Source organism: Dyella psychrodurans (assembly GCF_003363265.1).
In the GTDB taxonomy this organism is placed as follows: domain Bacteria; phylum Pseudomonadota; class Gammaproteobacteria; order Xanthomonadales; family Rhodanobacteraceae; genus Dyella_B; species Dyella_B psychrodurans.
The window spans coordinates 167,920-194,838 of record NZ_QRBF01000002.1 but is presented as its reverse complement, the minus strand read 5'-3'; the positions used below and the strand labels follow the sequence as shown (position 1 = coordinate 194,838).

Sequence of the window (26,919 nt, the reverse complement as noted above, 5' to 3'; positions counted from 1 at the left end):
GTGAGTGCGTAAACAAGCGGACATGGTCTCTTCATCATCGATGTCCAACTCGATATCTTCCACGCTGATCAGCTTGCAATCGAGGCACTTATGAAAGCGGTCATACTGGCCGGCGGTTTCGGCACACGGATCAGTGAAGAAACCACCGTGCGCCCCAAGCCGATGATTGAGATCGGCGGCATGCCGGTGCTCTGGCATATCCTCAAGATCTATTCGCACTACGGCGTCAACGACTTCATCATTTGCCTTGGCTACAAGGGCTACATGATCAAGGAGTACTTCGCCAACTACTTTCTGCACATGTCAGACGTGACGTTCGACCTGTCGACGAACAAGCTGGAAGTTCACCACAAGCACGCAGAACCATGGCGCGTCACTTTGGTCGATACTGGCGAGAAAACGCAGACCGGCGGCCGCCTCAAACGAGTCGCGAACTATCTCGACAACGATACATTTTTCTTCACGTACGGCGACGGCCTCGCGGATATCGATATCGGCGCTGAACTGGCCTTCCATCGCGAAAAGGGCACGCTGGCAACGATGTGCGCCGCGCAACCACCCGGACGTTTCGGCGCCATCGACATCATGGATCACCGAATCACGAGATTCGAAGAAAAACCCGCAGGCGACGGCACCTGGATCAATGGCGGGTTCTTCGTGCTCGAACCTGGCGCTCTCGACTACATTGAAGGTGATGCGACAATCTGGGAACGCGAACCGCTGGAGCGTCTGGCGCACGACGAACAACTGTCGGCTTACACGCATCGCGGCTTCTGGCAGCCGATGGATACCTTGCGCGACAAAACGAAGCTCGAAGAGCTCTGGCAGACCGGCATCGCACCTTGGAGGGTGTGGCCTTGAAGCTGTTCGGTAACATCTATGCCGGTCGCCGCGTACTGGTCACAGGCCATACTGGCTTCAAGGGCTCCTGGCTGGCGCTGTGGCTACGCGAGCTTGGGGCACAAGTCGCCGGGCTCGCGCTTGCACCGGACACTTCGCCTTCGCACTGGTCTTTGCTGAATCTTGAGGACGTGACCGACCATCGTGTCGACCTGCGCGATAGACAAGCTGTCCACCAAATTTTGGATGTGTATCGGCCCGAGATCGTGTTCCACCTCGCCGCACAGCCACTGGTACGCCGCAGCTATCGCGATCCGATAACCACCTTCGCTTCCAACGTGATGGGCCTGGTCAATCTCTTCGAGGCCGTGCGCGTCTGTCCATCGGTACGTGTGCTGGTCAATGCCACCACCGACAAGGTCTATGCCGACCACGTCGGCCCGGAAGGTTATCGCGAAACCGATCCGCTGGGTGGCCACGACCCATACAGCAGTTCCAAGGCCTGCGCAGAATTGGTATCGGATTGCTATCGCAAGAGCTTCTTCAGCGCCCCGGATTCCACCGTACGCATTGCCACTGCGCGGGCAGGCAACGTGATCGGCGGCGGCGACTGGGCCGAGGATCGCCTGGTGCCCGATCTGGTGCGCGCAGCCATCTCAAGGCAAACACTCAAGGTGCGCAACCCTGATGCCATCCGACCTTGGCAACATGTACTGGAACCGCTTTCCGGCTACCTGCGCCTGGGACAGTGCCTCTGGAGCGATGCAAGTTTTGCAGGTGCGTGGAACTTCGGCCCCGGCGCTGCCAGCGAAATCAGCGTGCGATCACTCACCAGTCAACTGGGCTTACATTGGAGCGCGTTGCACATCGAAACGGACGACGCTCCTCACCCACACGAGGCTGCCACTCTGCGACTCGATGCAGGCAAGGCTGTCGCGCAACTCGCGTGGCAGCCGATCTGGAGCATCGAAACTGCATTAGCCCGGACTGCAGCCTGGTATCGCGACTTCCACGAATCCGGACGAGTCGATAGCACAAGCGACCTCACCGCCTACATCGCCGACGCTAGGCGACTTGGCTTGGAGTGGGTGGCATGAATTTGCACCCCACTCCGCTTGCTGGTCTATATGAAATCCGCCACACGCCAGTTGGCGATACGCGTGGCCGCTTCACGCGGTTGTTTTGCGAGCAGGAGCTTTTGCCCCTGCGACAAAACCTGCACTTCACCCAGATCAACCTCTCCGAAACCCGTGGCCGTGGCACGGTTCGCGGGCTGCATTACCAGATACCACCCGCAGCAGAGGCCAAACTAATCCGTTGCCTGCACGGCCGTGTGTTCGACGTGGCCGTGGATCTACGAGAGGGCTCGCCAACCTTCCTGCAATGGCACGCGATGGAACTGGCCGAGGACAACGATCGCGCCGTCTTCATTCCCGAGGGCTTCGCTCATGGATTCCAGGCACTGACCGACGAGGTTCATCTGCTCTACATGCATACCGCTCCATGGACACCGGCTTGCGAAGCCGGCCTGCGCTACGATGACCCACGCCTGGGGATTGCATGGCCGCAATCGGTCACCGCGTTGTCTGATCGTGATCGCGGTTACGCGCTGATCGACGATACCTTCGCCGGAGTGCTGCTATGAAATGCCGCTTTTGCGACACCCTACTGCATGACGTATTTTTGGATCTGGGTAGCGCACCGCCATCCAACGCCTTTCTAAGCACCGCTGACTTAAGTGCCACGGAGCTGCATTTTCCGTTGCACTTGTACACCTGTACCGATTGCCATCTCGTGCAGGTGGACGAAGTTCAGAAGCACGATGCGCTGTTTTCCAGCGACTACGTGTATTTCTCGTCGTACTCGCGTACCTGGCTGGCACATGCTGAAAGGTATGTGTCACGTGCCGTGGAGCGACTGAACCTTGGATCGCACCATCTGGTGATGGAAATCGCCTCCAACGATGGCTACCTGCTGCAATACGTCAAGGCACGCGGTATCCCCTGCATTGGCATCGAACCCACCGCCAGCACTGCAGCCACAGCGCGTGATCGCGGTATCGAAACCCTAGAGCAATTCTTCGGTGAACATGTCGCACGGAACTTTGCTACAACCCGACGACAGGCAAGTCTGGTAATCGCCAACAATGTGCTGGCACACGTGCCCGACCTCAACGATTTCGTAGCAGGCCTCGGTGCCGTACTCGCCCCTGAAGGCGTCATTACCGTCGAGTTCCCGCATCTGCTGCAATTGGTCGCACAACGCCAGTTCGACACTGTCTACCACGAGCATTTTTCCTACTTCTCGTTCCACACGGCGCAGCGGGTATTCGCCAGCCATGGATTGCGCATCTGGGACGTGGAAGAACTGTCCACGCATGGCGGGTCGCTGCGCCTGTGGGCCTGCCATGCCAATGCGACGCATCGCGAAACACCGGCTGTCGCCGCGCTGCTGGCCAAGGAGGCTGCCGCAGGCATGTTGGACATGAGCTACTACCACGGCTTTCAATCTTTGGCCGACGCCATCAAGAACGACTTTCTGGCTTTCCTGATCGACTGCAAGCGCAACGGCAAGCAGGTCGTGGGTTACGGGGCTGCCGCCAAGGGCAACACCTTGCTCAACTATGCCGGCGTCCGGCCGGACCTGCTCGGTTATGTAGTGGATGCTTCGCCACACAAGCAAGGTCGCCACCTGCCCGGCTCACGCATCCCGGTCGTCGTTGAGGCACGCATCCGCGAATCGCGTCCCGATTTCGTGGTGATACTGCCGTGGAACTTGCGCGAGGAAATCACCGCGCAGCTCGCCTATATTCGCGAATGGGGTGGACAATTCGTCACCACGATCCCGCAACTGGTCGTGTCATGAGCATCGAAAATACAAAAAACCGCATCTACTACACCAAACCATCCATCACGGAACTGGAAATTCGTTATGCGACGGATGCTGCCACCTACGGCTGGGGTGAGCGCTGCTACGAATATATCGCACGCTTCGAACAACTATTCAGGCAGCATCTCGGTGTCCGCCATGCCATCGCCACATCCAGCGGCACCGGCGCGCTGCACATGGGCATGGCGGCGCTGGACATCGGCCCGGGCGACGAAGTAATCCTCGCCGACATCAACTGGATCGCCTCGGCAGCCCCCATCATCCACCTGGGTGCAAAACCGGTGCTGGTGGATGTGTTGCCAGACACCTGGTGCCTCGATCCGTCCGCCGTCGAGGCTGCAATTACGCCACGTACCAAGGCGATACTCGCGGTGCATCTCTACGGCAATCTTTGCGACATGGATGTACTTGCCGCCATCGCGCAAAGGCACGGACTGCATCTCATTGAGGATGCAGCCGAGGCCATCGGCTCGATCTGGCATGGTCAGCGTGCCGGCTCAATGGGTGTCTTCGGCGCATTCTCGTTTCACGGCACCAAGACCATCACCACCGGCGAAGGCGGCATCTTCGTCACCAATGACGATGCGCTGTACGAACGCGTCCTGACGTTGTCGAACCATGGTCGCGCCCGTGGCGAAACACGCCAGTTCTGGCCCGAACGCGTCGGCTATAAATACAAGATGTCGAATGTGCAGGCGGCGATCGGCTGCGGCCAGATGGAACGCATCGATGAACTGATTGCCGGCAAGCGGCGGGTTTTCGAGCACTATCAGAATGCTCTACGGCAACTTCCCTTGCGGATGAATCCTGAACCGGCCAACACCACCAACGGCTACTGGATGCCGACTATCGTCGCCGACGTTGGCGCGTCGTTCGATCGAGAGGCGTTGCTTGCGTCATTCAAGGCGCACAACATTGATGGTCGCGTCTTCTTCTGGCCCTTGTCCAGTCTCCCGATGTTCGAGCCCCATCCACAACACACGACGAGCCACGCTCTGTCGGCACATGCGATCAACCTGCCCAGCTACCACGACATCACCAACGAAGAGATCGGCCGTGTGGTGGCATGCATCCGCCGCATTCTGGAGGCGAACGCATGACAGCATCGCCTTTGGTCATCTGGGGCGGTACGGGACACGCGAGAGTGATCCGTGATGCGCTGGATGCGCGGCATTGGCGCGTCGTCGCAGTTTTCGACAGAAGAGAGATTCCCTCACCTTTCGAGGACGTACCGCTTTTCGTGGGAACCGACGGCTTCGCACGCTGGATACAGACATCGCCAACTTCTCAAACGACCGCGGCCTGTGTCGCCATTGGCGGCGCCGACGGCCGCAGCCGGCTCGACACAGCAAATTTCCTGCACTCGCAAGGATTGCCCCTACCGACCATCGTGCATCGAACCGGCTTCGTTGCGGCAACGGCGATCCACGGCGACGGATGCCAAGTGCTGGCACAGGCTGCGGTTTGCGCAAACGCGCGATTAGGCCACTCGGTCATCATCAATACTGCAGCATCAGTCGATCATGATTGCGTGATCGGCGACGGCGTACATATCGCTCCCGGCGCACGCGTGGCGGGCGAGGTCGTGATTGAAGAATGCGCGTTCGTTGGCACCGGAGCCGTGGTGCTGCCTCGCGTGCGCATCGGTGCTGGAGCCATTGTAGGCGCTGGCGCGGTCGTCACAAAAGATGTGCCGGCACGGGTGACCGTTGCCGGCAACCCGGCGCGGCCGATCCGCGTCGGCACATGATTCCAAACAGGACCAACACATGGATCCCAAAATCGAATTCAACCGCTCTGTCCAAGCCAATATCGACGGACTCAAAACCGATGGCAGACTCCGGCGCGATTCCATCGAATGGCTGCGCAGGACGCTTGGTCACAAGTATTCCTACAACTATTCATGGATGAGCCGCCCGATCATCCAGTACCCGCAAGACATGGTCGCCATCCAAGAACTGATCTGGCAGATCAAGCCCGATCTCGTCATCGAAACCGGCATCGCCCATGGCGGTTCGCTGATCCTGAGTGCATCGATGCTGGCGCTGCTGGATTACTGCGACGCGGTCGAGACCGGCCAGACACTTGATCCAAAATCATCGCGCCGCCGCGTGCTAGGTATCGATATCGACATCCGCGCCCACAACCGCGCGGCCATTGAGGCACACCCGATGTCGCACCGTATCGACATGATCCAAGGATCATCCATCGCGCCGGAAGTCGTTGCCGACGTACACGAGCGCGCCGCCGGCCATGAGCGGATCATGGTGATCCTCGACTCCAACCACACGCACGAACACGTGCTGGCCGAACTGAATGCTTACGCCCCTTTGGTTAGCTCTGACAGCTACTGTGTGGTGTTCGACACCGTGATCGAGGATTTACCTGCCGGCATGTACCCCGATCGGCCATGGGACGTGGGCAACAATCCGAAGACGGCGGTGCGCGACTTCCTGTCCCGCAACCACGACTTTGAAGTGGATGAGGCCATGGAGGCCAAGCTGCTGATTACAGTTGCGCCCGGCGGCTACCTGCGCCGCCGCTGATCTGCGTTCATGGCCGCACTGCGCATCAACATCCTGTCCAACTACGCCGGCCAAGCCTGGATGGCGTTGATGGGCGTGGTTTTTGTACCGCTCTACATCCGCATTCTTGGCATAGAGGCTTTTGGCCTCATTGGCTTGATGCTGAGCATCCAGGCATTGTCCATGGTGCTCGACTTGGGCATGGGGGGCGCCATGAACCGCGAGCTGTCTCGTCGCATACACGATGCCGATGCCGCGCACACATTGCGCGACCTGGTGCGCACGTTTGAGTGGCTGGTATGGCCGATTGCTGCGCTGGTTGCCGTACTGATATGGCTGGCGAGCAACCCGCTTTCCAATCATTGGCTTCATCCCGAGCATCTATCCCATGCGGAAACCGCCCATGCCACGGCCATCATGGGGCTGGCCGTGGCTCTGCAATGGCCAAGTAGCTTCTACGCCAATGGACTGTCCGGACTTGAGCGGCAACCCGTACTGAACCTGATCAACGCTGTGTTTGCCACCTTGCGTGGCGCGGGTGTACTTGCGGTGCTGTACTGGGTTTCTCCCACCATCAGTGCCTTCATGTGGTGGTATGCCGCAATGGGCGCCTGCCAATCGCTCGTGTCTGCCGCCACACTGTGGCGCGTGCTGCCGCCCGGCCCGCAACGACGGGCCGTTTTTTGCGCCGAGGAACTCCATGCCACCAAACGCTTTGCCGGTGGACTGGTGGCGATCATGGTACTGGCGGTGATGGTCACCCAACTGGATCGCGTCGTGATATCTGCCGTGCTTCCACTGGCCGAACTCGGCTACTTCAGCCTGGCAATGAGCGTTGCTGCTGGCATGGGTCGCATGATCCAACCGATGTTCAATGCGCTTTACCCGCGCTACAGCCGGCTGGTCTCACTCAATCAGCAGGAATCGCTGACCCACCTGTACCATCTGAGTAATCAATGCCTCGCAGCGGTCGTGGCCGCGGTGGCGGCGATGCTGATGATCTTCGGCCGCGACGTACTGTACCTGTGGACCGGAGATGCCACCACGGCCTCACGGCTGGCGCTGACATTGTCAATCCTGGTCGCCGGCACGGCGCTCAACGGGATGATGAACCTGCCCTACGCGCTGCAGTTGGCCTACGGTTGGACGCGACTTGCGGTCAGCACGAACCTGATGGCCCTGGTGCTGGGCATCCCTTTTTGCATCTGGGCGGTCGAGCACCACGGGATCGTTGGCGCCGCCTACCTATGGTTCACGATCAACCTTGGCTTTGTGATGATCGGCATTCCCTTGATGCATCGGCGCCTGCTACGCGGGGAATTAGTTCGCTGGTACGTTGCGGACATGCTTCCGCCCGTAATCGCCGCTGCCATGCTGGCTTTACTGGCAGCCTGGCTTCTTCCCGCATTGTCGCGCAGCCTCCAAGGCATCGTGCAACTGGCCCTGGTCAGCGGCGCCACGCTGATATCGGCAGCCATGGCAGCCCCTCTGGTACGACAACACCTGACCGAATGGCTCGTCTCACGGCGCTAGGGCGATATCACGTGCCGCTCGAATAGCTTAGTCATCCAGGCAACGCCGTGACCAATGCACGACCCCAGGGCAAACCGCGGAATGATCCGGCTAGACTGCCACTCGCCTACTGACCTTGCCTCCGGTTTCCACTCATGCGTTCACCAAAAATCACAGTCATAATCCCCACCCGCGAGCGTTGTGATGTGCTGGAGTGGTCGCTTCGCACTGTAACGTCACAGGACTACGACAATCTCGAAATCATCGTAAGCGACAATGACAGCACCGACGATACGGCAGGTGTTGTACGCCGGGCCAATGATCCGCGCATCCGCTATGTGAATACCGGAAAGCGCCTGAGCATGTCGCATAACTGGGAGTTCGCGCTATCGCATGTCCGGGAGGGCTGGGTGAGCTTCATTGGCGACGACGACGGACTGCTGCCTGAATCCATCAAGACGGTAGCCGGCATCATCGAAACAGCAGATGTCGATGCCATCCGTTCGACCTGCTGCACCTATCACTGGCCAGCCATCATGGGCAACGAGCATGGCCAGTTAATTGTGCCGATGCGTAGCGGTGCCGAAATACGCGAGGCCCCGTTTTGGCTTGGCAAGGTCATGCGCGGCGTGGCGAAATACCCCCAGTTACCGGTCATCTACGACGGCGGCTTCATCAATCTCGCAGCCTTGCACAGGGTAAAGAGCAAGACGGGCGCATTCTTTTCATCCTGCAATCCCGATCTCTACTCGGCGATAGCCATCGCCAGTGTGATCGACCGATATGTTTTCCTGCACGCTCCCACGGCAGTCAGCGGCGTCTCCAAGCACAGCACCGGAAACTCGTCATTTTCCATCAAAAAGAACAAAAACACGGCACCGGTTTCGACTTTTTACTCGGAACGCAACATACCGTTCCATGCGGCAGTGCCACTGCACGAAGACGGCAGTCTGCCCATCTCCTTCCAGGCGATGGTCTACGAAGCCTATCTGCAATCTGCCGCGCTTCGCGACGCATCACCCGGCGTTAACCACCGCCAACAGCTTGAGATCATTCTTGCCACCGCCGAAGCCCACAGCGCATCCATCGAAAAGTGGGGTCGCCTGTTTGCGGAGCAGCATGAGATCAACTTCGCGTCAGCCAAACACTCAGCCACCTTCAAACGCGCCTACCTCCAGCCGCTTTCGACATCACGCAAGATCATCAACGCAATGCACACGGTATTCGCCGAGGATCTTCCGATTCGCAATATCCACGAGGCATGCATTGCCGCCGGCACCATCCGCGCCCGACCGGGCAAGATGGGTACCATGCGTTTTCTGGGCAGAGAGTTGAGCCAACGCCTGAAGTGGCGGGAGGATTAGAGATAAGCGTAACGGTCGGGCTTGTATTTCCCATCACCTGATGCAGCACAATTGCGGTCACGCACCTTGCAGCATCCATCAAGCGGTGTATTGACCGACAAATTGACCTCGGACTCGCTGCATCAACGAATGCGAGGCATACCGTACCGATACAGCAAGCCCAACTTCCTGTGCATCCAGACAAAGGGACGCAGAAAACCATGTAGCGACACCACCCGTAGTCGTTGCTCTTGATGACGCTTCGCCCACAGCGTCGAAAAGCCCCGAAGCACGCTCGTACCGACCCTGCCATAAATCTCGTGCCAGATACGTGCATCACGACGCACTGCCGTCAGGGTGATGCCTTCGATAATCAATAGCAGTATGTGCAACATCAACTGCGGAATGACCAGCAGTGTCGGCGTACAAACCACCATGACCCTGATCTTGTTGCGTTCGCTCAAATAACGCCGTCGAAAGGTAGTTTGCAACCCCTGCGTCGTCACGCGATTGCCGCCAAAGCTGACGCCTTGGCGATGACGATAGCCACTGGCACCAGTCACCTGGACGGGGCGGCCACGCAACCGGGCCACACAGCACAGATACATGTCTTCGCCGATCGACTCCAGCCATTCCGGAAACCCGCCAAGCTCGTTCCATACATCGCGGGCCACCCACAGACATGCTCCGATCACCATCGCCACGTCACGGCGGCGAGGATCAAGATTCGGCACAGGATTGTAGAACGGGTCCAGCAAGCAACCTCGGTCAACCAGTACACCGGTCTCCCAATCGTACTGAGGCAAGGTCACGATACCAGCAGAGGACTGCAGGCGCGCAGCTTCGATCAGCGTGAGGAGCGCATCGGGATATAGTGCCGCATCGTTATTCAACAGCAACACAAAATCACCGCGCGCATGCGCCACCATTCGGTTATTGGCCACGCAGAAGCCCACGTTTTCACGACTTGCAAGCAGCTCAATCTGTGGATAATTCGTGCGCAGCAAGGCCACCGAATCATCGCTCGAGGCGTCATCATGCACGATTATCTCGATGCCGATATCGCCCTGTTGCGCCAGTACCGAGTCGACACAGTCGGCCAGCATGCCCACACCGTTATAGTTGGCAATGCACACAGAGCAATCCGGCGCTTCCGGACGGTTCAATGCCGGGTAGTGAGCAACCATTCCCATGTCCGACGAAGCCCTTCGAGCAGAGGGGTAGACGGCATCCAGCCGTAAAGTTCACGAGCGAGCGAAGCGTCCATGCTCACCCGTGGCGCATCCACGGTGCGCGAACCATCGCAGACTCTTCCCAAATATTGGCCGGCGGCTTGTTCGATGGCATCGAACAAGCCTTGCAAGGTCACGCTTTCGCCGCTGCACGCATTGACCACGCGCATGCCCAACAGCGGCGCCCGATCTTCTGGCTCTAACAACTGGCTCGCCCGCACCTCGACACCGTCCATCACACCGAACGCGCGCCTTGTGACAGCAACGACCCGCTCGCCACGCTGGACCAGCGCCGGCAGCAAATGCCTGCCGACGAATCCACCTGCTCCCATGACCAGGATAGCGTCACGCATCGGCCGTTGCCCGCAGCAAATGCCAGTAAATATCCATGTAACGTTCGGCGCAATCGTCCCATGTGCCGATCTCGCTCATCGCCCAAGCACGCGCTGCTATTCCGCAGCGTTGATTGGTGTCGGGGACTTCCAGTCTTTCCAGTACCTGAGCATAGTTGGAAGCTGAATCGCACAACGCTCCAGTAACGCCATCGGCGACGATGTCTGCATGCGCAGGCATGTGCGACGCGATGATGGGCAAGCTAGCGGCCATCGCTTCCAGCATCACTTGCGGACGACCCTCGGCATGCCGGCTGAGGGTAATCAGGCCATACGCCCTGGGAAACCAGTCGCGCACCAATTGCTCGGGTGTAGCGGAGCCGTGGTAGTGCACCCATGCCGGCACTGTGATGTTCTCCTGCATGGGACCAAACAGATGCAACTCGCGCGTACCCTCGCGAAACAATGGCTCGGACCATTCAAACAACGGCCCCAGCTTGTTGGCGGTGAGGCGTGTCACGGCAAGCCATCGGCGCGGCTGCTCCGGTGGTAGATGCCGCTGCACTGCATACCAGGCAGGATCTATACCGAAAACGACGGGCACGATATTCGCGACATCGCCAAAGGCATCGCGCAACGGTTCTACCATCCACTGCGCATTTGGGCAGATGGCAACCTTACGATGCCGCATGACACGTCGCAGCGCCAAGCGCATTAACGGTAGGCGCAGCAACTTCATGTCGTTGCCCAGCACTGTAATCAGCACCGCCTTGCCGTTGCCTGGCAACGGCAAGGCGCATTGCAGCCAGTTGATGTGGTAGACATCGACATCACGCGATCGCCGGTAAGCCGCACGTAACAAGTGCAACAACCGCAAAGCCGCAGCCAAGCCTGCCACCGGTCGAGCACGCAGCATGTGCGAGATGCCATCCTGGTCCATGAGTGCGGACAGCCAACGCGCCTCGGCGGGTGTGGTTGCCCGCTCGACACGCTTGGGTAGATCAGCAGGTGGCGCCCACAGCGCCAACCGAATTCTTTCGTTCCTGGCAAACCCGCTGACCAGATGAGCCATGAAAATTCCGCGCCAATCGGCAGCATCGCGCGGATACGACGTGCTTACCATCAGTACACGCATGCGTAACGACTTTCCGGCGCAAGACGAACAAAGGAGCAAAAAAAACAGCCACTTGGATTCGTCCAAATCGCATACGCATCCATCGTGTGAAAGCCTGCTTGTAGCTCGCCACTAACCGGATGGCAAACAGACTTAGCCATGATGTCGATATGTCAGTGCCGTGATCTGCTCTGAGACCAGACCGATGAGAAAGATAATCACCGCTGCGCTCCACATGAGTGTGCTCATGTTTGTGAGCCTACCCTCATGGATGAATGTCCATGCGTAGTTGGCGAGACCAAACAGGAAAAACATAGCGCTGGTTGGCACAAACAATTTCAACGGCGAGTACAACGTCGCGATTTTGAAGATGATCAACAAGAAACGCAGCCCGTCACGTAAAGGTTTGATGTGGCTTTTGCCAACACGCTGAGAAGCCTTTATTGACAAGTAGGCAACGGGGTATGCGCTCCGAAAGAATGCCATCGTGCTGGTGGTGGGATATGAAAACCCGTTAGGCAGCAGATACAAGAACTCACGAAACCGCTCGGCACGCACGGCACGGAACCCAGAGGTGAGATCGGCCACCTCATGACCAGTCATATGCGAAGCAAGCCAGTTGTAAAGCGTATTGGCCAGACCTCGACCCACGCCGGCCTGGCTACCCCAATCACGGGCTCCGACTGCCATATCGAAACCTTGCTCAAGCTTTTCGACCAACCGGGCCACGTCCGCGGGGTCGTGCTGGCCATCGCCGTCCATAAACACGAGGATGTCGCCGCTAGCCACCCGTGCCCCTCGCTTGATCGCCGCGCCATTGCCCATCGAATAGGGTGAAGTCAGGCACTGGATGCCGTGTTGCGCACAGATGGCCCGCGTGTTGTCGGTGGAGCCGTCGTCCACAACAATGATCTCGGCAGTCGGTTGTGCGGTTCGAAGGCGCGGCAACAAGTCGGCTAGCGCCGGCGCTTCGTTTTTGGCGGGCAAAATGATGCTGAGGCTGTTCAAACAGATGGCTTCCCCGGGTGAAAGCCGATCATACCGCGTGGAAGCCGCGTGACGAATGGCACCAGGCCGCCGACAACGCCCGTAGAAGCGGAACTGTGGGTTGGGTCACCCGCAAGCGCCTTTGGGGGTTTGAACCATTCGGCGGAATCGCCGTCCCGACGGTAAGCGCCCTGCTCATCTGGTCACATTTGACAGATAGCCTACGGGCCTAATGTGCGCTAAATTCGAGACCAATCAGGGGTCTTAGGTAGATTTCGTCATGTCATCGCAACCGCAGCCCACCGCCCTAGGCCTGTCGGGCATGGCCCGTCGTCTGGTTTCCGAAGGGCTGCTGCCCGAGGCCGACGTTCGTAAGGCGGTTCTGGAATCGGGTCAGCAAAAGAAGACCCTTACAGCTTGGCTGCTGGATCAGGGCTTGGTCGACAACAGTCGACTTGCCCAGATCGCATCGGCGGAGTTCGGCATGCCGATGATGGACGTCGCGGCGCTGGCTCCGGCAAGCATGCCGCTGAGCCTCATCAGCCAGGATTTGATCAGCAAGCATCAGGCACTTCCGCTCCTCAAGCGCGGCAAGCGGCTCTTTGTCGGCATTGCCGACCCCATGCAACTGCATGCCTTGGATGAGATTAAGTTCCACTCCAACTGCATGGTGGAGCCGATTCTGGTTGATCGCGCTCAGTTGGCGCGGGTCATCGACAATGTCATCAGCACGCTCAACAACGCCACCCCTGATTTGGGCGGCGGAGACCTTGACGAGCTGGCATTGGAGAGTGTCGATGAAGACGGTGAGGGTACGGGCGGGGGCATTGATGCCACAGCCAACGACGATGCTCCGGTTGTTAAATTTGTTAACAAAATCCTGGTAGACGCCATCCGGCGTGGTGCCTCGGACGTCCATTTCGAACCGTTCGAAACGCAGTATCGAGTACGCTTGCGTATGGATGGCATGCTGAGAGCGGTAGCCAGCCCGCCCATGAAACTGGCCAATCGCATTTCTTCACGCCTGAAGGTCATGGCCGGGCTGGACATCGCCGAGCGTCGCGTGCCGCAGGACGGACGCATCAAGCTCAATCTGTCCAAGACTCATGCCATGGACTTCCGCGTCAGCACCTTGCCGACATTGTTTGGCGAAAAAATCGTGCTGCGTATCCTGGACAGCTCTTCGGCAAAGCTTGGCATCGACAAACTCGGGTACGAAGAGAGCCAGAAACGGCTTTACGTGGATGCTATCCACAAGCCATACGGCATGGTGCTGGTTACTGGCCCTACCGGCTCGGGTAAAACCGTGTCGCTATATACCGCACTGAACATTCTCAACACCGCAGAGCGCAACATTTCGACAGTCGAAGATCCCGTCGAAATTCGCGTCGAGGGCATCAACCAGGTCCAGCAGAACACCAAGCGAGGCATGACGTTTGCCGCGGCGTTGCGATCCTTCCTGCGCCAGGACCCGGACGTGATCATGGTGGGCGAAATTCGCGACCTTGAGACGGCAGAGATTGCCATCAAGGCGGCACAGACCGGCCACATGGTGTTATCGACCTTGCACACCAATGACGCCCCGCAAACGATCTCGCGCCTGATGAACATGGGCATTGCGCCGTACAACATAACTTCGTCGGTAACTCTGGTCATTGCCCAACGCCTGGCTCGCCGTTTGCACAGCTGCAAGAAGCAGATGGACCTGCCACCCAAGACGCTGCTCGACGCAGGCTTCACACAAAAAGATATCGACGAAGGGATGACGATTTACGAAGCCGGCGGTTGCCCTGAGTGCAACGAGGGATACAAAGGGCGCGTTGGCATCTACCAGGTGATGCCGATGGTCGAGGATATCCAGAAGATCGTGCTGCAAGGTGGCAACGCGCTGCAGATAGCCGAGGTGGCCCGCAGCTTGGGTATCAACGACCTGCGAGCCTCGGCCCTGTTAAAGGTCAAGGCAGGGGTGACCAGCCTCGCGGAAATCGACCGCGTGACCAAGGACTAACCATCGGGCCCGGCCCGTTCGAGTCGTTTTCTTGTCGGACTTGCGCCCGAGACCACGAAAATGACCTGTCAAAGTAACGTAAGCTGCAGATTGTCCTGCCCGTAGCTCCCGCGACGGCGCCGGATCGAATCATTGGGGGAAGACACGCATGGCCACGGTTACCGCCGCAACCAAGAACACCCGACAGCAGGGCGCCCAACGCGCCCAGATCAGTCAGATGCCCACCTATGAATGGGTGGCGATCGACAAGCGCGGCAAGCGCATGAAGGGTTCCATGCCGGCGAAGAATGCTTCGCTGGTGAAGGCCGAGTTGCGCCGCCAGGGCATGAACCCCCAGACGGTGCGCGAGCGCAGCAAGCCGTTGCTCGGCGGATCTGGCAGCACGGTCAAGCCACGTGATGTGGCGATCTTCAGCCGCCAGATCGCAACCATGATGGCCTCCGGTGTACCGATGGTACAAGCCTTCGACATCATTGCAGATGGTCAGAAGAATCCTCGCTTCAAGACCATGCTGGTCGATGTGAAGCAAAATATCGAGGGCGGCGCTACGTTGCACGAAGCCCTCGGCCAGTACCCTGTCCAGTTTGACGAGCTGTACCGCAATCTGGTTCGCGCAGGCGAATCGGCCGGTGTACTGGACACGATTCTCGATACCGTTGCCACCTACAAAGAAAAAACCGAAAGCATCAAAGGGAAGATCAAGAAGGCGCTTTTCTATCCCATCATGGTGATGGTGGTCGCGCTTGTCGTCATCATGATCATGCTGTTGTTCGTGGTTCCCGTTTTTGCCAAGACCTTCAAAGACGCTGGCGCACAACTGCCCGCCCCTACTCAATTGCTTGTGGACATGTCGCAGTTCATGCAGCAGTACTGGTGGGTTGTCATTTTCGGCATTGCCGGCAGCATCGTGGGCATCATCATGGCCAAGAAGCGGTCGGTTAAGTTCGCTCACTTTCTCGATCGCGTAACGCTCAAAATTCCCGTGATGGGCAACATCCTGCGCCAGTCGGCCATTGCGCGTTTTGCGCGAACGCTAGGCGTTACCTTCCGTGCCGGCGTGCCACTGGTTGAGGCGATGGATGCCGTCGCAGGCGCAACGGGCAGCATCGTGTATGCCGAGGCCGTGCACCAGATGCGCGATGACGTCGCAGTGGGTCACCAGCTTCAATTGGCCATGCGCCAGACTGGCCTTTTCCCGAACATGGTCACGCAGATGGTGGCGATCGGTGAAGAATCCGGCGCTTTGGATCACATGCTATTCAAATGCGCCGAATTCTATGAAGAGGAAGTCAGCAACGCCGTCGATTCGCTGGCGTCACTGCTCGAACCTTTGATGATGGTGATTCTGGGTACGCTGGTTGGCGGTATCGTCATTGCACTTTATCTGCCCATCTTCAAACTCGCCGGCACCTTCTAATTAGCTAACACCTGCGCGTCACATGCTTGCCGCCTTCCGGCAATAATGTGGCGCGTTTTTATGACCAGGATCCGGGCATGCCCGTTTGGCCGTTGACAGTCTGGACAGTTCTCGCGGGCGTACTTGGCTTGCTGGTCGGCAGCTTCCTCAATGTCGTGATACTGCGCCTGCCTGTACGGTTGGAAGCGCTGTGGCGCCGGGAAGCCTCCGATGTGTTGGGCCTGGAGGCGGCATCCGAGCCGCTACCGCCGGGCATCGTGCGCGAATCCTCGCACTGCCCCCATTGCAAACACCCCCTGGCCGCTTACGACAACATCCCTCTCTTTAGCTGGCTTCTGCTCAGAGGCCGCTGCCGCTATTGCAAGGCCTCGATATCCATTCAATATCCACTGGTGGAGCTGACGGCGGGCGTGCTCAGCGCGATCGTGGTTTGCAAATTCGGCCCAGGTTGGGCGGCACTGGCGGGATTGTTTCTCACCTGGGCGCTGGTCGCTCTTTCGGGCATCGATCTGCGTACGCAACTGCTGCCCGACCAGATAACGCTGCCACTGCTATGGGCCGGTTTGCTGCTGAGCCTGGGGCACTTTTTTGTCGATCCGAAGCTCTCCATCATCGGCGCCGCGATCGGCTACCTCAGCCTGTGGAGCGTGTACTGGCTGTTCAAGCTGCTGACGGGCAAGGAAGGCATGGGCTTCGGCGATTTCAAATTGCTTGCGGCGCTGGGAGCCTGGATGGGCCCGCTTGCGCTGCTGCCGATCATTCTGCTCTCTTCGTTTATTGGCGCGCTTGTCGGCGGAACGATGATCGCGCTGCGCAAACATGGCCGCGATGTGCCCATGCCCTTCGGTCCGTTTATCGCCATGGCGGGTTGGGTCTGGTTCATCGCGGGCGACGAGCTATGGCACGCTTACATGAGCGTGACCGGATTGAGGTAAGCACGCGATGCCCTTCACCGTAGCGCTTACGGGCGGCATTGCCTCCGGCAAGAGTGTCGTGGATCGGTGCTTCAGGGCGCAGGGTGTGCACGTGTACGACGCCGATCACGCCGCGCGGGTGGTGGTGGAGACCGGCAGCGACGGGCTGGCGGCGATCGTTGCGGCCTTCGGCGAGGATGTCTTGAACGCTCAAGGGCAACTCGACCGCCCCGCCATGCGGCAGCGCGTTTTTACCGACCCCACGGCACGGCGAACCCTCGAAGCGATCGTGCACCCGCGCGTCAGGCAGTGGATGCTCGAGCATGCGCAGGCCGACGAGGGCCCGTACACCGTGTTGGCGATTCCGCTTTTGACCGAGAACATCGGCCACTACCGCTGGGTGAACCGGATTCTGGTGGTGGACGTACCCGAGGCAACCCAAATCCATCGGCTCATGGCGCGCGACGGCATCGACGAAGCGCTTGCCGCCCGCATTCTCGCCAGCCAGGCGACCCGGGCCGCCCGGCTGGCGTTGGCCGATGACGTGATCGACAACGACGGTCCCGAGGCCGCGCTGGGCGCACAGGTCACTGCCCTGCACCGCCGCTATCTGGAGCTTGCCGCCGCTCGCCACTGACCCCAGGTACCTCGAATAACCTGCGGTTACGCAAATCCTTCAATTGGTTAAACTTGGAGGTTCCTGCCACCCTCGTGCGAATGTTGACCTGATGTCCACCGAATCCGCCGCCAAGCCTGCCGACACCCCCGAGACCGACGCGCCGCGCGATTTCGTGCGCCAGATCGTTCGCGAGGACCTGGCCCGCGGCAAGCACGCGGCGATCCGCACCCGCTTTCCGCCCGAGCCCAACGGCTACCTGCACATCGGCCACGCCAAGGCGATCTGCCTGGACTTCGGCATCGCCCGGGAGTTCGGGGGCTGGTGCAACCTGCGCCTGGACGACACCAACCCGGGCAAGGAAGATCCCGAGTTCGTCGAGGGCATCAAGGACGACGTGCGCTGGCTCGGCTACGAATGGCATGACCTGCGTCACGCGTCCGACTATTTCGAGGTGTTCTACCGTGCCGCGATCAAGCTGATCGAGGACGGACACGCCTACGTGGACGACCTGACCGCCGAGCAGATGCGCGAATACCGGGGCACGCTCACCGAGCCGGGCCGCAACTCGCCCTTCCGCGACCGCAGCGCCGAGGAGAACCTGGACCTCTTCCGCCGCATGCGCGCCGGCGAATTCGCCGACGGCAGCAAGACCCTGCGCGCCAAGATCGACATGGCGTCCGGCAACATCAACCTGCGCGATCCGGCGATCTACCGCATCCGCAAGGTCACCCACCAGAACACCGGTGACGAGTGGCCGATCTATCCGATGTACGACTACGCGCACTGCCTGTCCGACGCGCTGGAAGGCATCACCCATTCGCTGTGCACGCTGGAATTCGAAGACCACCGCCCGCTCTACGACTGGTTAGTGGACAACGTGGATCTGCCCAGCCATCCCGAGCTGTGGCAGCACATGCGCGACGCAGGCTTTCGGACGGAACCGGCCAAGCCGCGTCAGATTGAGTTCTCGCGCCTCAACCTGAGCTACATGATCACCAGCAAGCGCAAGCTGGCCCAACTGGTGAACGATGGCCTGGTCGAGGGCTGGGACGACCCGCGCATGAACACCCTGCGCGGCCTGCGCCGCCGCGGCTTCACGCCGGGAGGCATCCGCCTGCTGATCGAACGCCTGGGCGTGAGCAAGCAGAACAGCGTGATCGATTACGCCATCCTCGAAAACTGCGTGCGCGAAGACCTCGATGCCAGCTCGCCTCGCCGCATGGCGGTCATCGATCCCTTGAAGCTGGTGATCACCAACCTGCCCGAAGGCCACGAAGAAACGCTGACGTTCTCCAACCATCCCAAGGACGAGAGCTTTGGCACCCGCCAGATTCCATTCTCGCGCGAGCTGTGGATCGAACGCGAAGACTTCGCCGAAGTCCCGCCGAAAGGCTTCCATCGCCTGAAGCCCGATGGTGAAGTGCGCCTGCGCGGCGTGGGCATCGTGAAGTGCGAGCAGATCGTCAAGGACGCCGGCGGCAACATCACGGAAGTGCACTGCACGCTCGATCCCGAGTCCCGCTCCGGCATGCCCGGCGCCGACCGCAAGGTGAAAGGCACCATCCACTGGGTCAGCGCCCGTCACGGCGTGGCAGCGGACATCCGCCTCTACGACCGCCTGTTCAACGTGCCCACGCCGGACGACGAAAGCGACGGCAAGGCCTGGATCGAGCACATCAACCCGGAGGCGAAGCGTCTCGTGCGGGGCTGGCTGGAACCGGCCGCGGCACAGGCGGCGCCTGAGCAGCGCTACCAGTTCGAGCGCCTGGGCTATTTCGTGGCCGACCGCATCGATCACCGCGCCGAAGCACCCGTCTTCAATCGCACCGTAACTCTGCGCGACACCTGGGCAAAACAGGGCGCCTGAGCATGATGCTGCCGCTGCAGATCCACCTCACCCTGCCGCCCTGGATCGAAGAGGTTGCCGACGCACAAAGGCGCTATCACTCCGACGAGGATCGCGTGGCGCTGGCGATCGAACTGTCGCGGCGCAATATCGAACATGGCAGCGGCGGCCCGTTCGGCGCGGCGGTGTTCGACGAGCACGGCCGGTTGATCGCCGCCGCGGCCAACCGGGTCGTACCGCAAACCTGTTCCGTTGCCCACGCCGAAATGCTCGCCTACATGGCCGCCCAGCAGCGGCTGGCCAGCTATCGCCTCAACGAACAGGGCGGCCACTACACCCTCGCCACCAGCTCCCAGCCTTGTTGCCAGTGCTATGGCGCCACGGTGTGGGCCGGTGTCGATACGCTGCTTGTCGGCGCGCGCGCCGAGGATGTGGAAGAACTCACCGAATTCGATGAAGGTCCGTTGCCCGCCGACTGGATCGGCGAGCTGGAACGGCGCGGCATCGCCGTGCGGCGCGACATCCTGCGCAATGAAGCGCGCAGCGTGCTGGCCGCCTATGGCGCAACCGGGGCGAGCTATTGAAACGCCTGCGCGCCGCCCTGCCCCTGCTCCTGCTGATTGCGGCAGGTGTCGTGCTGGTCTTTTCCGGCGTGTTCGACCAGTTGCACCCGGAGCAACTGGTGAAGCACCAGCAGGAGGTCAGGGAGCATATCAACGCAGACCCTTGGCTCAGCCGTCTCCTCTATATTGGCCTGGTGACGCTGGCGACATGTACGGGCATTCCGGTCACGATCGTGTTGATTCTCGCCGGTGGATTCGCCTTCGGCGTCGTTGAAGGAACCACCTACTCGTCGATCGGACTAACGCTGGGTTCGCTGATCCTGTTCCTCGCCAGCCGTTACGCCTTTGGCGCCGGAAGTAAGCATCCGCCCGCCATCGCCGAGAAGCTCCATCATGGATTTGAACGTCATCCGGTGAGCTATGCGCTGTTCCTGCGGCTCGTTCCGGTCGCCCCTTTCGGGCTTATAACCGTCGCGCTCGCATGGCTGCGTTGTCCGCTATGGCTGTTTCTCGGCGCCTCGTGGCTGGGTGGAACGGTCATGCTGTTGTTCGAAACATCCGTGGGCGCCGGGTTGGGTCAGGCGTTCAGTCGTGGGCAAACGATCGGCGTCGACCTGCTCCTCGACCCCAGTGTCATCGGGCCGCTCGGTGCATTGGCACTGTTGTCGCTGGCACCGCTGCTGTTCGATCGTGTCCGCTCGCTGCGGCACGCCGCGGTGGAGACCACGCCCAAGAAACCTCACTCGCATTGAGCGCAATTTAAAAATCCGAAGCGTGCGCAACATGTATTTCACATGGTGCACTGCGATAGACCCTCCTGGGTCGATGGCCGCGTATGTTGGCCTGGAAACCTCCCGCATTTCCCCACATGGCAGCTATCGCAGCCGCTTGCCGCGCCTGGGCTTTGCCCGTGTGATGTGAATTCGTTGCGCGGCTTTTCGTGCAGCAAAAGCACCAAAATGACTCATGCCGCATCGCCATCTTTTTGCATTGCGGCATGACATGTCGTAGCCGTGTGCCGCGCGCCCACGCGTTTTCTCACCAACTTCATTGCAAATCACCGACGGCTATTCTTGCCAGCACGACGTATCTCCGATAGTTTAGTGGTAGCGCTAACATTTTCATTGCGGATGATCCCATGAGCCTTGTGGTAGGAATCGATGTCGGCACCCAGAGCGTCAAGCTCATTGCTTACGATGCTGTGTCTCGCCAAGTCGTCGCCACGCACGGCCAAGCGCTGGAATTGATCGCGGGCGACGATGGAAGCCGCGAGCAAAAAGCCGAGTGGTGGATCGACGCCATCCGCACCTGCTTCGCAAAACTGGATAGCACGCTGCGCGCGCGCGTGGTCGCCATCGGCGTGTCGGGACAACAGCACGGCTTCGTACCGGTCGATGCGAAAGGAAAAGTGCTCGCGCCCGCCAAGCTCTGGTGCGACACCAGCACTCAGCGCGAATGCGATGAGATCATGGCGGCAGCCGGCGGCGCACAGCATTGCGTGGCGTTCGCGGGCAACCCCATCCTCGCCGGCTACACCGCATCGAAGCTGCCGTGGACGCGCAAGCATCGGCCGGACGTCTACCGGCAACTCGCCAGCATCATGCTGCCGCATGACTACGTGAACTTCTGGCTCACCGGCGAGCGCTGGATGGAATACGGCGATGCATCGGGCACCGGCTGGCTGGATGTGCGCACGCGGCGCTGGTCTTCGCAGATGCTGGCGGCAACCGATCCGGATCGCGATCTCGCGGCGTGCCTGCCACCGCTGGTCGAAGCCAACGCGAGCTTCCGCATCGCACCCGCCATCGCCGATGAACTCGGCCTGCCGCGCAACGTGTGCGTGTCCACGGGCGGCGGCGACAACATGATGGCTGCGATCGGCACGGGCAACGTCGTGTCCGGCGTGCTGAGCGTGAGTCTGGGCACGTCCGGCACGCTCTTCGCGTACGCCGACCATCCTGTCGTGGACAACGATGCAGGATGGGCCGCCTTCTGCTCATCCACCGGCGGATGGTTGCCGCTCATCTGCACGATGAACTGCACCGTTGCCACCGAAACCGTGGCGCGCGCATTCGGTTTCAGCACGCGCGATGGCGATACCGTGATGGCCAATACGGCACCCGGGGCTGCAGGATTGGTCATGCTGCCGTTCTTCAATGGCGAACGCACGCCGGATCTTCCCTTTGCGCGCGGCAGCCTGCACGGCATGGATCTGGGCAACTTCACGCGCGGCAATGCGTATCGCGCCGCCATGGAAGGCGCCACTTATGCATTGCGCAACGGGTACGACGCATGGTTGAAGGCGGGCTTGCAGTGCAACGCCATCCGCCTGACGGGCGGCGGCAGCCATAGCGCCGCATGGCGACAGATGGTCGCCGATATTTTCGAACTTCCCGTGGAAGTGCCCATGCAAGCCGAAGGCGCCGCCTTCGGCGCCGCGCTGCAAGCGCTGTGGGCCTATCGCTGCGCCAACCAGGAAGACGCGGACCTAGCGGCGATCGCGCACGATCATGTCCTTATTGATCCCTCACTTTCCGCTCGACCGAACACACAAGCTGTCGCTGCTTACCGTCATCACTATCGCCAGTTTCTGAGTCACCTGGAAAACACCCAGTCTTTTTACGCGAATCACAAAACCGAGCGCGTCGTCTGATTCGCCACACCACAGCTCCATCTATTCATCGATCAGGATTCGAACGTCATGAGCACTCCTTTCATCGGAAAACGCGAATACTTCCCCGGCATCGGCCGCATCCCTTTCGAAGGCCGCAACTCTGACAACCCGCTAGCCTTCAAGCACTACGACGCCAACCGGAAGATCGGCGACAAGACCATGGCCGAACACCTGCGTTTTGCCGTGTGCTACTGGCACAGCTTCTGCAACGCCGGGCACGATCCTTTCGGTCCGGGCACGCGCAACTATCCGTGGGACGCCGAAGCCACGCCGATCGCGCGTGCCGAAGCGAAGGTCGATGCCGCCTTCGAGTTCTTCACCAAGCTCGGCGTTCCGTATTACTGCTTCCATGACATCGACCTCGCGCCCGACGCGGACGACGTTGGCGAATACGAGAAGAACCTCAAGCACATGGTCGCGCTCGCGAAGGAACGCCAGAAAGCGAGCGGCGTGAAACTGCTGTGGGGCACGGCGAATCTGTTCAGCCATCCACGCTATATGAACGGCGCGGCGACCAATCCGGATTTTGCGGTTGTCGCGCGCGCGGGCGTGCAGATCAAGGCCGCATTGGATGCAACCGTCGAACTCGGTGGCGAAAATTACGTGTTCTGGGGCGGCCGCGAAGGTTATGCATCGCTGCACAACACCAACATGAAGCGCGAGCTCGACCACTTCGCGCGCTTCCTGACGATGGCGCGCGACTACGGCCGCAGCATCGGCTTCAAGGGCAACTTCCTGATCGAGCCCAAGCCGATGGAACCGATGAAGCACCAATACGACTTCGACTCGTCGACCGTCGCCGGCTTCCTGAAAGAGCATGGCCTCGACCAGGATTTCAAGCTCAATATCGAAGCCAATCACGCCACGCTTGCCGGCCACACCTTCGAGCACGATCTGCAAGTGGCTTCCGATCACGGCATTCTCGGCAGCATCGATGCCAATCGCGGCAATGCGCAGAACGGCTGGGATACCGACCAGTTCCCGTCCGATCTGTACGACACCGTCGGCGCCATGATGGTGGTGCTGCGCCAGGGCGGCCTCGCACCGGGCGGCCTGAACTTCGACGCCAAGGTCCGACGCGAATCCACCGACGCGGACGACCTGTTCCTGTCCCACATCGGCGGCATGGATGCTTTCGCGCGCGGACTGGAAGTGGCTCACGCGCTGCTGACCAAATCGCCGTGGGAACAGTGGCGCACCGAACGCTATGCCAGTTTCGACCAGGGCGCGGGCCGCGATTTCGCGCAAGGCAAGCTCAGCCTGGCCGACCTGCACGCGCTGGCCGCCAAAAATGGCGAGCCGACCAAGCGCAGCGGCAAACAGGAGCGCTACGAGAACCTGCTCAACCAATATCTCGTGCTTTGACGCTGACATAGCGCTTCCCCGGGCATCCTCGGGGAAGCGCTCCAAGGGTGTGCGACGGATCGCATCAAAACGCACTCATCGGGGACAGAAAAACATGGAAATGGGGGTATCGGCGGCATGAATAACATTGTGCTCGAAAGCACACTGCCTGCTCGTCAGGAAGAGAACACTCGGCTCATCGTCCAGATCAGCTGTGTCGCCACGCTTGGCGGATTCCTCTTCGGCTTCGACAGCGGCGTCATCAACGGAACCGTGGAGGGACTGAAAACCGCTTTCCATTCCAGCGACACCGCCATCGGGTTCGAAGTCGCATCCGTGCTTCTCGGTTGCGCGCTCGGCGCGTTCTTCGCAGGGCGCGAAGCTGACCGCTGGGGACGGCGCGCGGTGCTGATCATCTCATCCGTGCTGTTCCTGCTTTCGGCGATGGGCGCCGGTTCAGCCGCAGCGGCATGGTTCTTTGTCGCCGCGCGCATAGTGGGTGGCTTCGCCGTCGGTGCCGCCAGCGTCATCGCTCCTGCCTATATTGCGGAAGTCGCACCGGCACGTTATCGCGGCCGGCTGGCAACGGTGCAGCAGATCGCCATCATCAGCGGCCTCTTCTGCGCATTCCTGAGCAATTACCTGCTGGCGAAAGCAGCAGGCGCGTCGACCGATGTCCTTTGGCTGGACCAGGCGGCGTGGCGCTGGATGTTCTGGGTGCAGGTGCTGCCATCGTCGCTGTTTTTCGTATCGCTGCTGTTTATTCCCGAAAGCCCGCGCTATCTGGTGGTCAGGAAACGCGACAGCGATGCGGCAAAGGTACTGAGCCGCCTCTACGGCGATGGCGAGGCGCAAACCAAGCTCGCCGACATCCGCGCATCGCTGGCGCAGGATCGGCATCGCCCGCGCCTGTCCGATCTGCTGGACAAAGCCAGTGGCAAGATTCGCCCCATCGTATGGGTCGGCATCGGTCTGGCCACCTTCCAGCAGTTGGTCGGCATCAACGTGGTGTTTTACTACGGCGCAGTGTTGTGGCAAGCCGTCGGCTTTTCCGAAAGCGATGCGCTGCTGACCAACGTTCTTTCCGGCGCGTTGAGCATCGGCGCCTGCTTCATCGCCGTGATGCTGATCGACAAGGTTGGCCGCAAGCCGCTGTTGTGGGTCGGCTCGCTCGGCATGGCCGTCTCGCTGATCCTGGTCACCGTTGCCTTCGCCAATGGCAGCGTCGACGCACACGGCAAGCTCGCGCTGTCGCACGCGATGGGAACGTTGGCCCTGATTGCCGCCAACATCTACGTGATCTTTTTCAACATGTCGTGGGGACCGGTCATGTGGGTGATGCTCGGCGAGATGTTCCCCAATCAGATCCGCGGATCGGGCCTGGCGGTGGCGGGGGCCGCACAGTGGACGTCGAACTTCGCCATCACCGTCACCTTTCCGATTCTGCTAGCGAGCATCGGCCTGGCGGGTGCTTACGGCCTGTATGCGGCGGCGGCCATCGTGTCGGTGTTCTTCGTGCGCCGTTATGTGCACGAGACGCGCGGCAAAGAACTGGAACAGATGGAAGGCTAGCTCCATGCGTTGCCGCGCCGACGACTCTGCAAAAACACGCAAAACGATGCAGGGTGTTTCATCCACCCTGCGTCTTGCTTGCGGACATCGTCGCCGGGGCAGCCACCGAGTCGCGCAAAATCAGCTGGTGTGCGACCACCTGATCGACGACCACCTTGGTGTCGTTTTCCTTGCGGCGGATGGTACGCAGCAGGATATCGAGCGCCGAGTCCGCCATCGTCGAAATCGGCTGGCGCACGGTCGTGAGCTCCGGCCAAACGGTCGTTGCGGCCGAGGAATCGTCGAAGCCCACGATGGAAAGATCGCGCGGCACATCCAGTCCGCGTCGATGCGCCACCGAGATCGCCGCTGCCGCCATGTCATCGTTGCTGGCGAAGATCGCAGTGGGCGCCTTGCGCAAGGCGAGCAGCTTTTCCACAGCGGGCAACGCGGAGCGGTAAGTGAAGTAACCCTGCTGCACCAAGGCGGCATCCATGGCGATGCCGGCGTCCTTGAGCGCCGCCTGATATCCCTCGAAACGTCGCGTGCTGGCCATCTGATTGGGATGGCCCTTGATGAAACCGATGCGCGCATGCCCCATCTTGATGAGGTATTCGGTGACTTCCTTGCTGGCCAGGAAATCGTCGATGCGCACGCTGGAGATGTCGTGATTGAAACGTCCCGACGCAATCGCGACCACCGGAACCCCGGCCTCCACCAGCTCCTCGATCACCGCCTTGGATTCGCACAGCGGCGGCGGCAGAATCACGCCGGCCACGCTTCTGGCGAGCGCGCGTGCCGCCTTGCGCTCGCCGCCTGCGTCGAGCTCATCCCAGTCGTCGATCACCAGTTGCGCCGCCGCGCGCGCAGCGCTGTGCAATGCGCCGAGCAGCAACTCACGCAGGTAGGCCGCGCTGGGGTTGGTGTAGATCAGCGCGATGCGCGCATCTTGTGCGGCGGCCAGCGAGCTCGCCGCGAGATTGGGGATATAGCCCAGCTCCTGCACTGCCTGCATGACGCGCTCGCGCGTCGAGTCGCGCACCTTGCTGTGGCCGTTGATGACGCGCGACACCGTCATCGGGGAGACCTTGGCGAGGGATGCCACTTCGTCGATGGTGACGGCGAATCCCTTGCGGCGAACCGATTTCCTGCCTGTCTTCTTCAATGCCGTTTTCCTTCACGTGGGCCCGCAACTGCAGAGATGACTCT

The 26,919-nt window shown here is 60.4% G+C and carries 24 protein-coding genes; 19 read left to right on the top strand and 5 right to left on the bottom strand.

Annotated features, from left to right (window positions below; all coding sequences use genetic code 11):
* Positions 1 to 90 precede the first annotated feature (90 nt).
* From rfbF to DWU99_RS07115, 9 genes are all read left to right on the top strand, one after another.
* Positions 91 to 861 carry a glucose-1-phosphate cytidylyltransferase gene (rfbF, locus tag DWU99_RS07155; RefSeq protein ID WP_115477342.1) on the top strand — a complete coding sequence of 257 codons (771 nt, stop codon included), beginning with the start codon at positions 91 to 93 and terminating at the stop codon, positions 859 to 861.
* Complete coding sequence (gene rfbG, locus DWU99_RS07150) at positions 852 to 1,937, top strand: CDP-glucose 4,6-dehydratase (protein ID WP_199535729.1); 1,086 nt, start codon at positions 852 to 854, stop codon at positions 1,935 to 1,937. Before rfbF ends, rfbG begins: the two co-directional genes overlap by 10 nt.
* Entirely contained in the window at positions 1,934 to 2,485 is a 552-nt protein-coding gene (locus tag DWU99_RS07145) for a dTDP-4-dehydrorhamnose 3,5-epimerase family protein (protein ID WP_115477340.1), read from the top strand. The genes rfbG and DWU99_RS07145 overlap by 4 nt, the downstream gene beginning before the upstream one ends.
* Positions 2,482 to 3,705, top strand: a complete 1,224-nt coding sequence (locus DWU99_RS07140; protein WP_115477339.1) for a class I SAM-dependent methyltransferase — start codon at positions 2,482 to 2,484, stop codon at positions 3,703 to 3,705. Before DWU99_RS07145 ends, DWU99_RS07140 begins: the two co-directional genes overlap by 4 nt.
* Positions 3,702 to 4,829 (top strand): DegT/DnrJ/EryC1/StrS family aminotransferase, encoded by a 1,128-nt coding sequence (locus DWU99_RS07135; RefSeq protein WP_115477338.1) that lies wholly within the window; start codon positions 3,702 to 3,704, stop codon positions 4,827 to 4,829. The genes DWU99_RS07140 and DWU99_RS07135 overlap by 4 nt, the downstream gene beginning before the upstream one ends.
* A complete protein-coding gene (locus DWU99_RS07130; RefSeq protein ID WP_325048464.1) occupies positions 4,796 to 5,479 on the top strand; it encodes a NeuD/PglB/VioB family sugar acetyltransferase in 684 nt (227 codons plus the stop codon). The genes DWU99_RS07135 and DWU99_RS07130 overlap by 34 nt, the downstream gene beginning before the upstream one ends.
* A 19-nt stretch (positions 5,480 to 5,498) precedes the next feature.
* Complete coding sequence (locus DWU99_RS07125) at positions 5,499 to 6,275, top strand: cephalosporin hydroxylase family protein (RefSeq protein WP_115477336.1); 777 nt, start codon at positions 5,499 to 5,501, stop codon at positions 6,273 to 6,275.
* A 9-nt stretch (positions 6,276 to 6,284) separates the two neighbouring features.
* The gene (locus DWU99_RS07120) at positions 6,285 to 7,787 is read left to right on the top strand and encodes a lipopolysaccharide biosynthesis protein (protein ID WP_115477335.1); all 1,503 of its coding nucleotides are present in this window, start codon (positions 6,285 to 6,287) and stop codon (positions 7,785 to 7,787) included.
* A 134-nt stretch (positions 7,788 to 7,921) separates the two neighbouring features.
* Entirely contained in the window at positions 7,922 to 9,130 is a 1,209-nt protein-coding gene (locus tag DWU99_RS07115) for a glycosyltransferase family 2 protein (protein WP_115477334.1), read from the top strand.
* A 122-nt stretch (positions 9,131 to 9,252) separates the two neighbouring features.
* On the opposite strand, the gene DWU99_RS07110 is transcribed toward DWU99_RS07115, so the two are convergent.
* The 4 genes from DWU99_RS07110 to DWU99_RS07095 form a co-directional block, all read right to left on the bottom strand.
* Positions 9,253 to 10,296 carry a glycosyltransferase family 2 protein gene (locus DWU99_RS07110; protein ID WP_115477333.1) on the bottom strand — a complete coding sequence of 348 codons (1,044 nt, stop codon included), beginning with the start codon at positions 10,294 to 10,296 and terminating at the stop codon, positions 9,253 to 9,255.
* Complete coding sequence (locus DWU99_RS07105) at positions 10,272 to 10,694, bottom strand: NAD-dependent epimerase/dehydratase family protein (protein ID WP_115477332.1); 423 nt, start codon at positions 10,692 to 10,694, stop codon at positions 10,272 to 10,274. Before DWU99_RS07105 ends, DWU99_RS07110 begins: the two co-directional genes overlap by 25 nt.
* Positions 10,687 to 11,808, bottom strand: coding sequence for a glycosyltransferase family 4 protein (locus DWU99_RS07100; RefSeq protein WP_115477331.1), 1,122 nt, complete (start codon positions 11,806 to 11,808; stop codon positions 10,687 to 10,689). Before DWU99_RS07100 ends, DWU99_RS07105 begins: the two co-directional genes overlap by 8 nt.
* A gap of 132 nt (positions 11,809 to 11,940) precedes the next feature.
* A complete protein-coding gene (locus tag DWU99_RS07095) occupies positions 11,941 to 12,795 on the bottom strand; it encodes a glycosyltransferase family 2 protein (RefSeq protein ID WP_115477330.1) in 855 nt (284 codons plus the stop codon).
* 259 nt (positions 12,796 to 13,054) lie between these two features.
* Between DWU99_RS07095 and pilB the strand changes: the two genes are divergently transcribed.
* The 10 genes from pilB to DWU99_RS07045 all read left to right on the top strand — a co-directional run bounded on the left by pilB (position 13,055) and on the right by DWU99_RS07045 (position 25,731).
* Positions 13,055 to 14,782, top strand: coding sequence for a type IV-A pilus assembly ATPase PilB (gene pilB, locus DWU99_RS07090; protein ID WP_115477329.1), 1,728 nt, complete (start codon positions 13,055 to 13,057; stop codon positions 14,780 to 14,782).
* A 148-nt stretch (positions 14,783 to 14,930) separates the two neighbouring features.
* The gene (locus DWU99_RS07085) at positions 14,931 to 16,199 is read left to right on the top strand and encodes a type II secretion system F family protein (protein WP_115477328.1); all 1,269 of its coding nucleotides are present in this window, start codon (positions 14,931 to 14,933) and stop codon (positions 16,197 to 16,199) included.
* 77 nt (positions 16,200 to 16,276) lie between these two features.
* Entirely contained in the window at positions 16,277 to 17,134 is an 858-nt protein-coding gene (locus DWU99_RS07080; RefSeq protein WP_115477698.1) for a prepilin peptidase, read from the top strand.
* A 7-nt stretch (positions 17,135 to 17,141) separates the two neighbouring features.
* On the top strand, positions 17,142 to 17,750 hold the full coding sequence (gene coaE, locus DWU99_RS07075) for a dephospho-CoA kinase (protein ID WP_115477327.1): 609 nt from the start codon (positions 17,142 to 17,144) through the stop codon (positions 17,748 to 17,750).
* 91 nt (positions 17,751 to 17,841) lie between these two features.
* A complete protein-coding gene (locus tag DWU99_RS07070) occupies positions 17,842 to 19,599 on the top strand; it encodes a glutamine--tRNA ligase/YqeY domain fusion protein (RefSeq protein WP_115477326.1) in 1,758 nt (585 codons plus the stop codon).
* A gap of 5 nt (positions 19,600 to 19,604) precedes the next feature.
* Positions 19,605 to 20,162: a nucleoside deaminase gene (locus DWU99_RS07065; protein ID WP_115477697.1), complete on the top strand. Its 558-nt coding sequence runs from the start codon at positions 19,605 to 19,607 to the stop codon at positions 20,160 to 20,162.
* A complete protein-coding gene (locus tag DWU99_RS07060; protein WP_115477325.1) occupies positions 20,159 to 20,893 on the top strand; it encodes a TVP38/TMEM64 family protein in 735 nt (244 codons plus the stop codon). The genes DWU99_RS07065 and DWU99_RS07060 overlap by 4 nt, the downstream gene beginning before the upstream one ends.
* 386 nt (positions 20,894 to 21,279) lie before the next feature.
* Positions 21,280 to 22,794 carry a xylulokinase gene (gene xylB, locus DWU99_RS07055; RefSeq protein WP_115477324.1) on the top strand — a complete coding sequence of 505 codons (1,515 nt, stop codon included), beginning with the start codon at positions 21,280 to 21,282 and terminating at the stop codon, positions 22,792 to 22,794.
* A 48-nt stretch (positions 22,795 to 22,842) separates the two neighbouring features.
* A complete protein-coding gene (xylA, locus tag DWU99_RS07050; protein ID WP_115477323.1) occupies positions 22,843 to 24,180 on the top strand; it encodes a xylose isomerase in 1,338 nt (445 codons plus the stop codon).
* Positions 24,181 to 24,297: 117 nt separating this feature from the next.
* Positions 24,298 to 25,731, top strand: a complete 1,434-nt coding sequence (locus DWU99_RS07045; RefSeq protein WP_115477322.1) for a sugar porter family MFS transporter — start codon at positions 24,298 to 24,300, stop codon at positions 25,729 to 25,731.
* A 58-nt stretch (positions 25,732 to 25,789) separates the two neighbouring features.
* On the opposite strand, the gene DWU99_RS07040 is transcribed toward DWU99_RS07045, so the two are convergent.
* Entirely contained in the window at positions 25,790 to 26,875 is a 1,086-nt protein-coding gene (locus tag DWU99_RS07040) for a LacI family DNA-binding transcriptional regulator (protein WP_115477321.1), read from the bottom strand.
* Positions 26,876 to 26,919 lie beyond the last annotated feature (44 nt).

What these genes read in the sequence shown, in the direction of transcription:
- rfbF (WP_115477342.1), top strand. Translation starts at nt 91, where the DNA reads ATGAAAGCGGTCATACTGGCCGGCGGTTTCGGCACACGGATCAGTGAA.
- DWU99_RS07145 (WP_115477340.1), top strand. Translation starts at nt 1,934, where the DNA reads ATGAATTTGCACCCCACTCCGCTTGCTGGTCTATATGAAATCCGCCAC.
- DWU99_RS07140 (WP_115477339.1), top strand. Translation starts at nt 2,482, where the DNA reads ATGAAATGCCGCTTTTGCGACACCCTACTGCATGACGTATTTTTGGAT.
- DWU99_RS07135 (WP_115477338.1), top strand. Translation starts at nt 3,702, where the DNA reads ATGAGCATCGAAAATACAAAAAACCGCATCTACTACACCAAACCATCC.
- DWU99_RS07130 (WP_325048464.1), top strand. Translation starts at nt 4,796, where the DNA reads ATGCATCCGCCGCATTCTGGAGGCGAACGCATGACAGCATCGCCTTTG.
- DWU99_RS07125 (WP_115477336.1), top strand. Translation starts at nt 5,499, where the DNA reads ATGGATCCCAAAATCGAATTCAACCGCTCTGTCCAAGCCAATATCGAC.
- DWU99_RS07120 (WP_115477335.1), top strand. Translation starts at nt 6,285, where the DNA reads ATGGCCGCACTGCGCATCAACATCCTGTCCAACTACGCCGGCCAAGCC.
- DWU99_RS07115 (WP_115477334.1), top strand. Translation starts at nt 7,922, where the DNA reads ATGCGTTCACCAAAAATCACAGTCATAATCCCCACCCGCGAGCGTTGT.
- DWU99_RS07110 (WP_115477333.1), bottom strand. Translation starts at nt 10,296, where the DNA reads ATGGTTGCTCACTACCCGGCATTGAACCGTCCGGAAGCGCCGGATTGC.
- DWU99_RS07105 (WP_115477332.1), bottom strand. Translation starts at nt 10,694, where the DNA reads ATGCGTGACGCTATCCTGGTCATGGGAGCAGGTGGATTCGTCGGCAGG.
- DWU99_RS07100 (WP_115477331.1), bottom strand. Translation starts at nt 11,808, where the DNA reads ATGCGTGTACTGATGGTAAGCACGTCGTATCCGCGCGATGCTGCCGAT.
- pilB (WP_115477329.1), top strand. Translation starts at nt 13,055, where the DNA reads ATGTCATCGCAACCGCAGCCCACCGCCCTAGGCCTGTCGGGCATGGCC.
- DWU99_RS07085 (WP_115477328.1), top strand. Translation starts at nt 14,931, where the DNA reads ATGGCCACGGTTACCGCCGCAACCAAGAACACCCGACAGCAGGGCGCC.
- DWU99_RS07080 (WP_115477698.1), top strand. Translation starts at nt 16,277, where the DNA reads ATGCCCGTTTGGCCGTTGACAGTCTGGACAGTTCTCGCGGGCGTACTT.
- coaE (WP_115477327.1), top strand. Translation starts at nt 17,142, where the DNA reads ATGCCCTTCACCGTAGCGCTTACGGGCGGCATTGCCTCCGGCAAGAGT.
- DWU99_RS07070 (WP_115477326.1), top strand. Translation starts at nt 17,842, where the DNA reads ATGTCCACCGAATCCGCCGCCAAGCCTGCCGACACCCCCGAGACCGAC.
- DWU99_RS07065 (WP_115477697.1), top strand. Translation starts at nt 19,605, where the DNA reads ATGCTGCCGCTGCAGATCCACCTCACCCTGCCGCCCTGGATCGAAGAG.
- xylB (WP_115477324.1), top strand. Translation starts at nt 21,280, where the DNA reads ATGAGCCTTGTGGTAGGAATCGATGTCGGCACCCAGAGCGTCAAGCTC.
- xylA (WP_115477323.1), top strand. Translation starts at nt 22,843, where the DNA reads ATGAGCACTCCTTTCATCGGAAAACGCGAATACTTCCCCGGCATCGGC.
- DWU99_RS07045 (WP_115477322.1), top strand. Translation starts at nt 24,298, where the DNA reads ATGAATAACATTGTGCTCGAAAGCACACTGCCTGCTCGTCAGGAAGAG.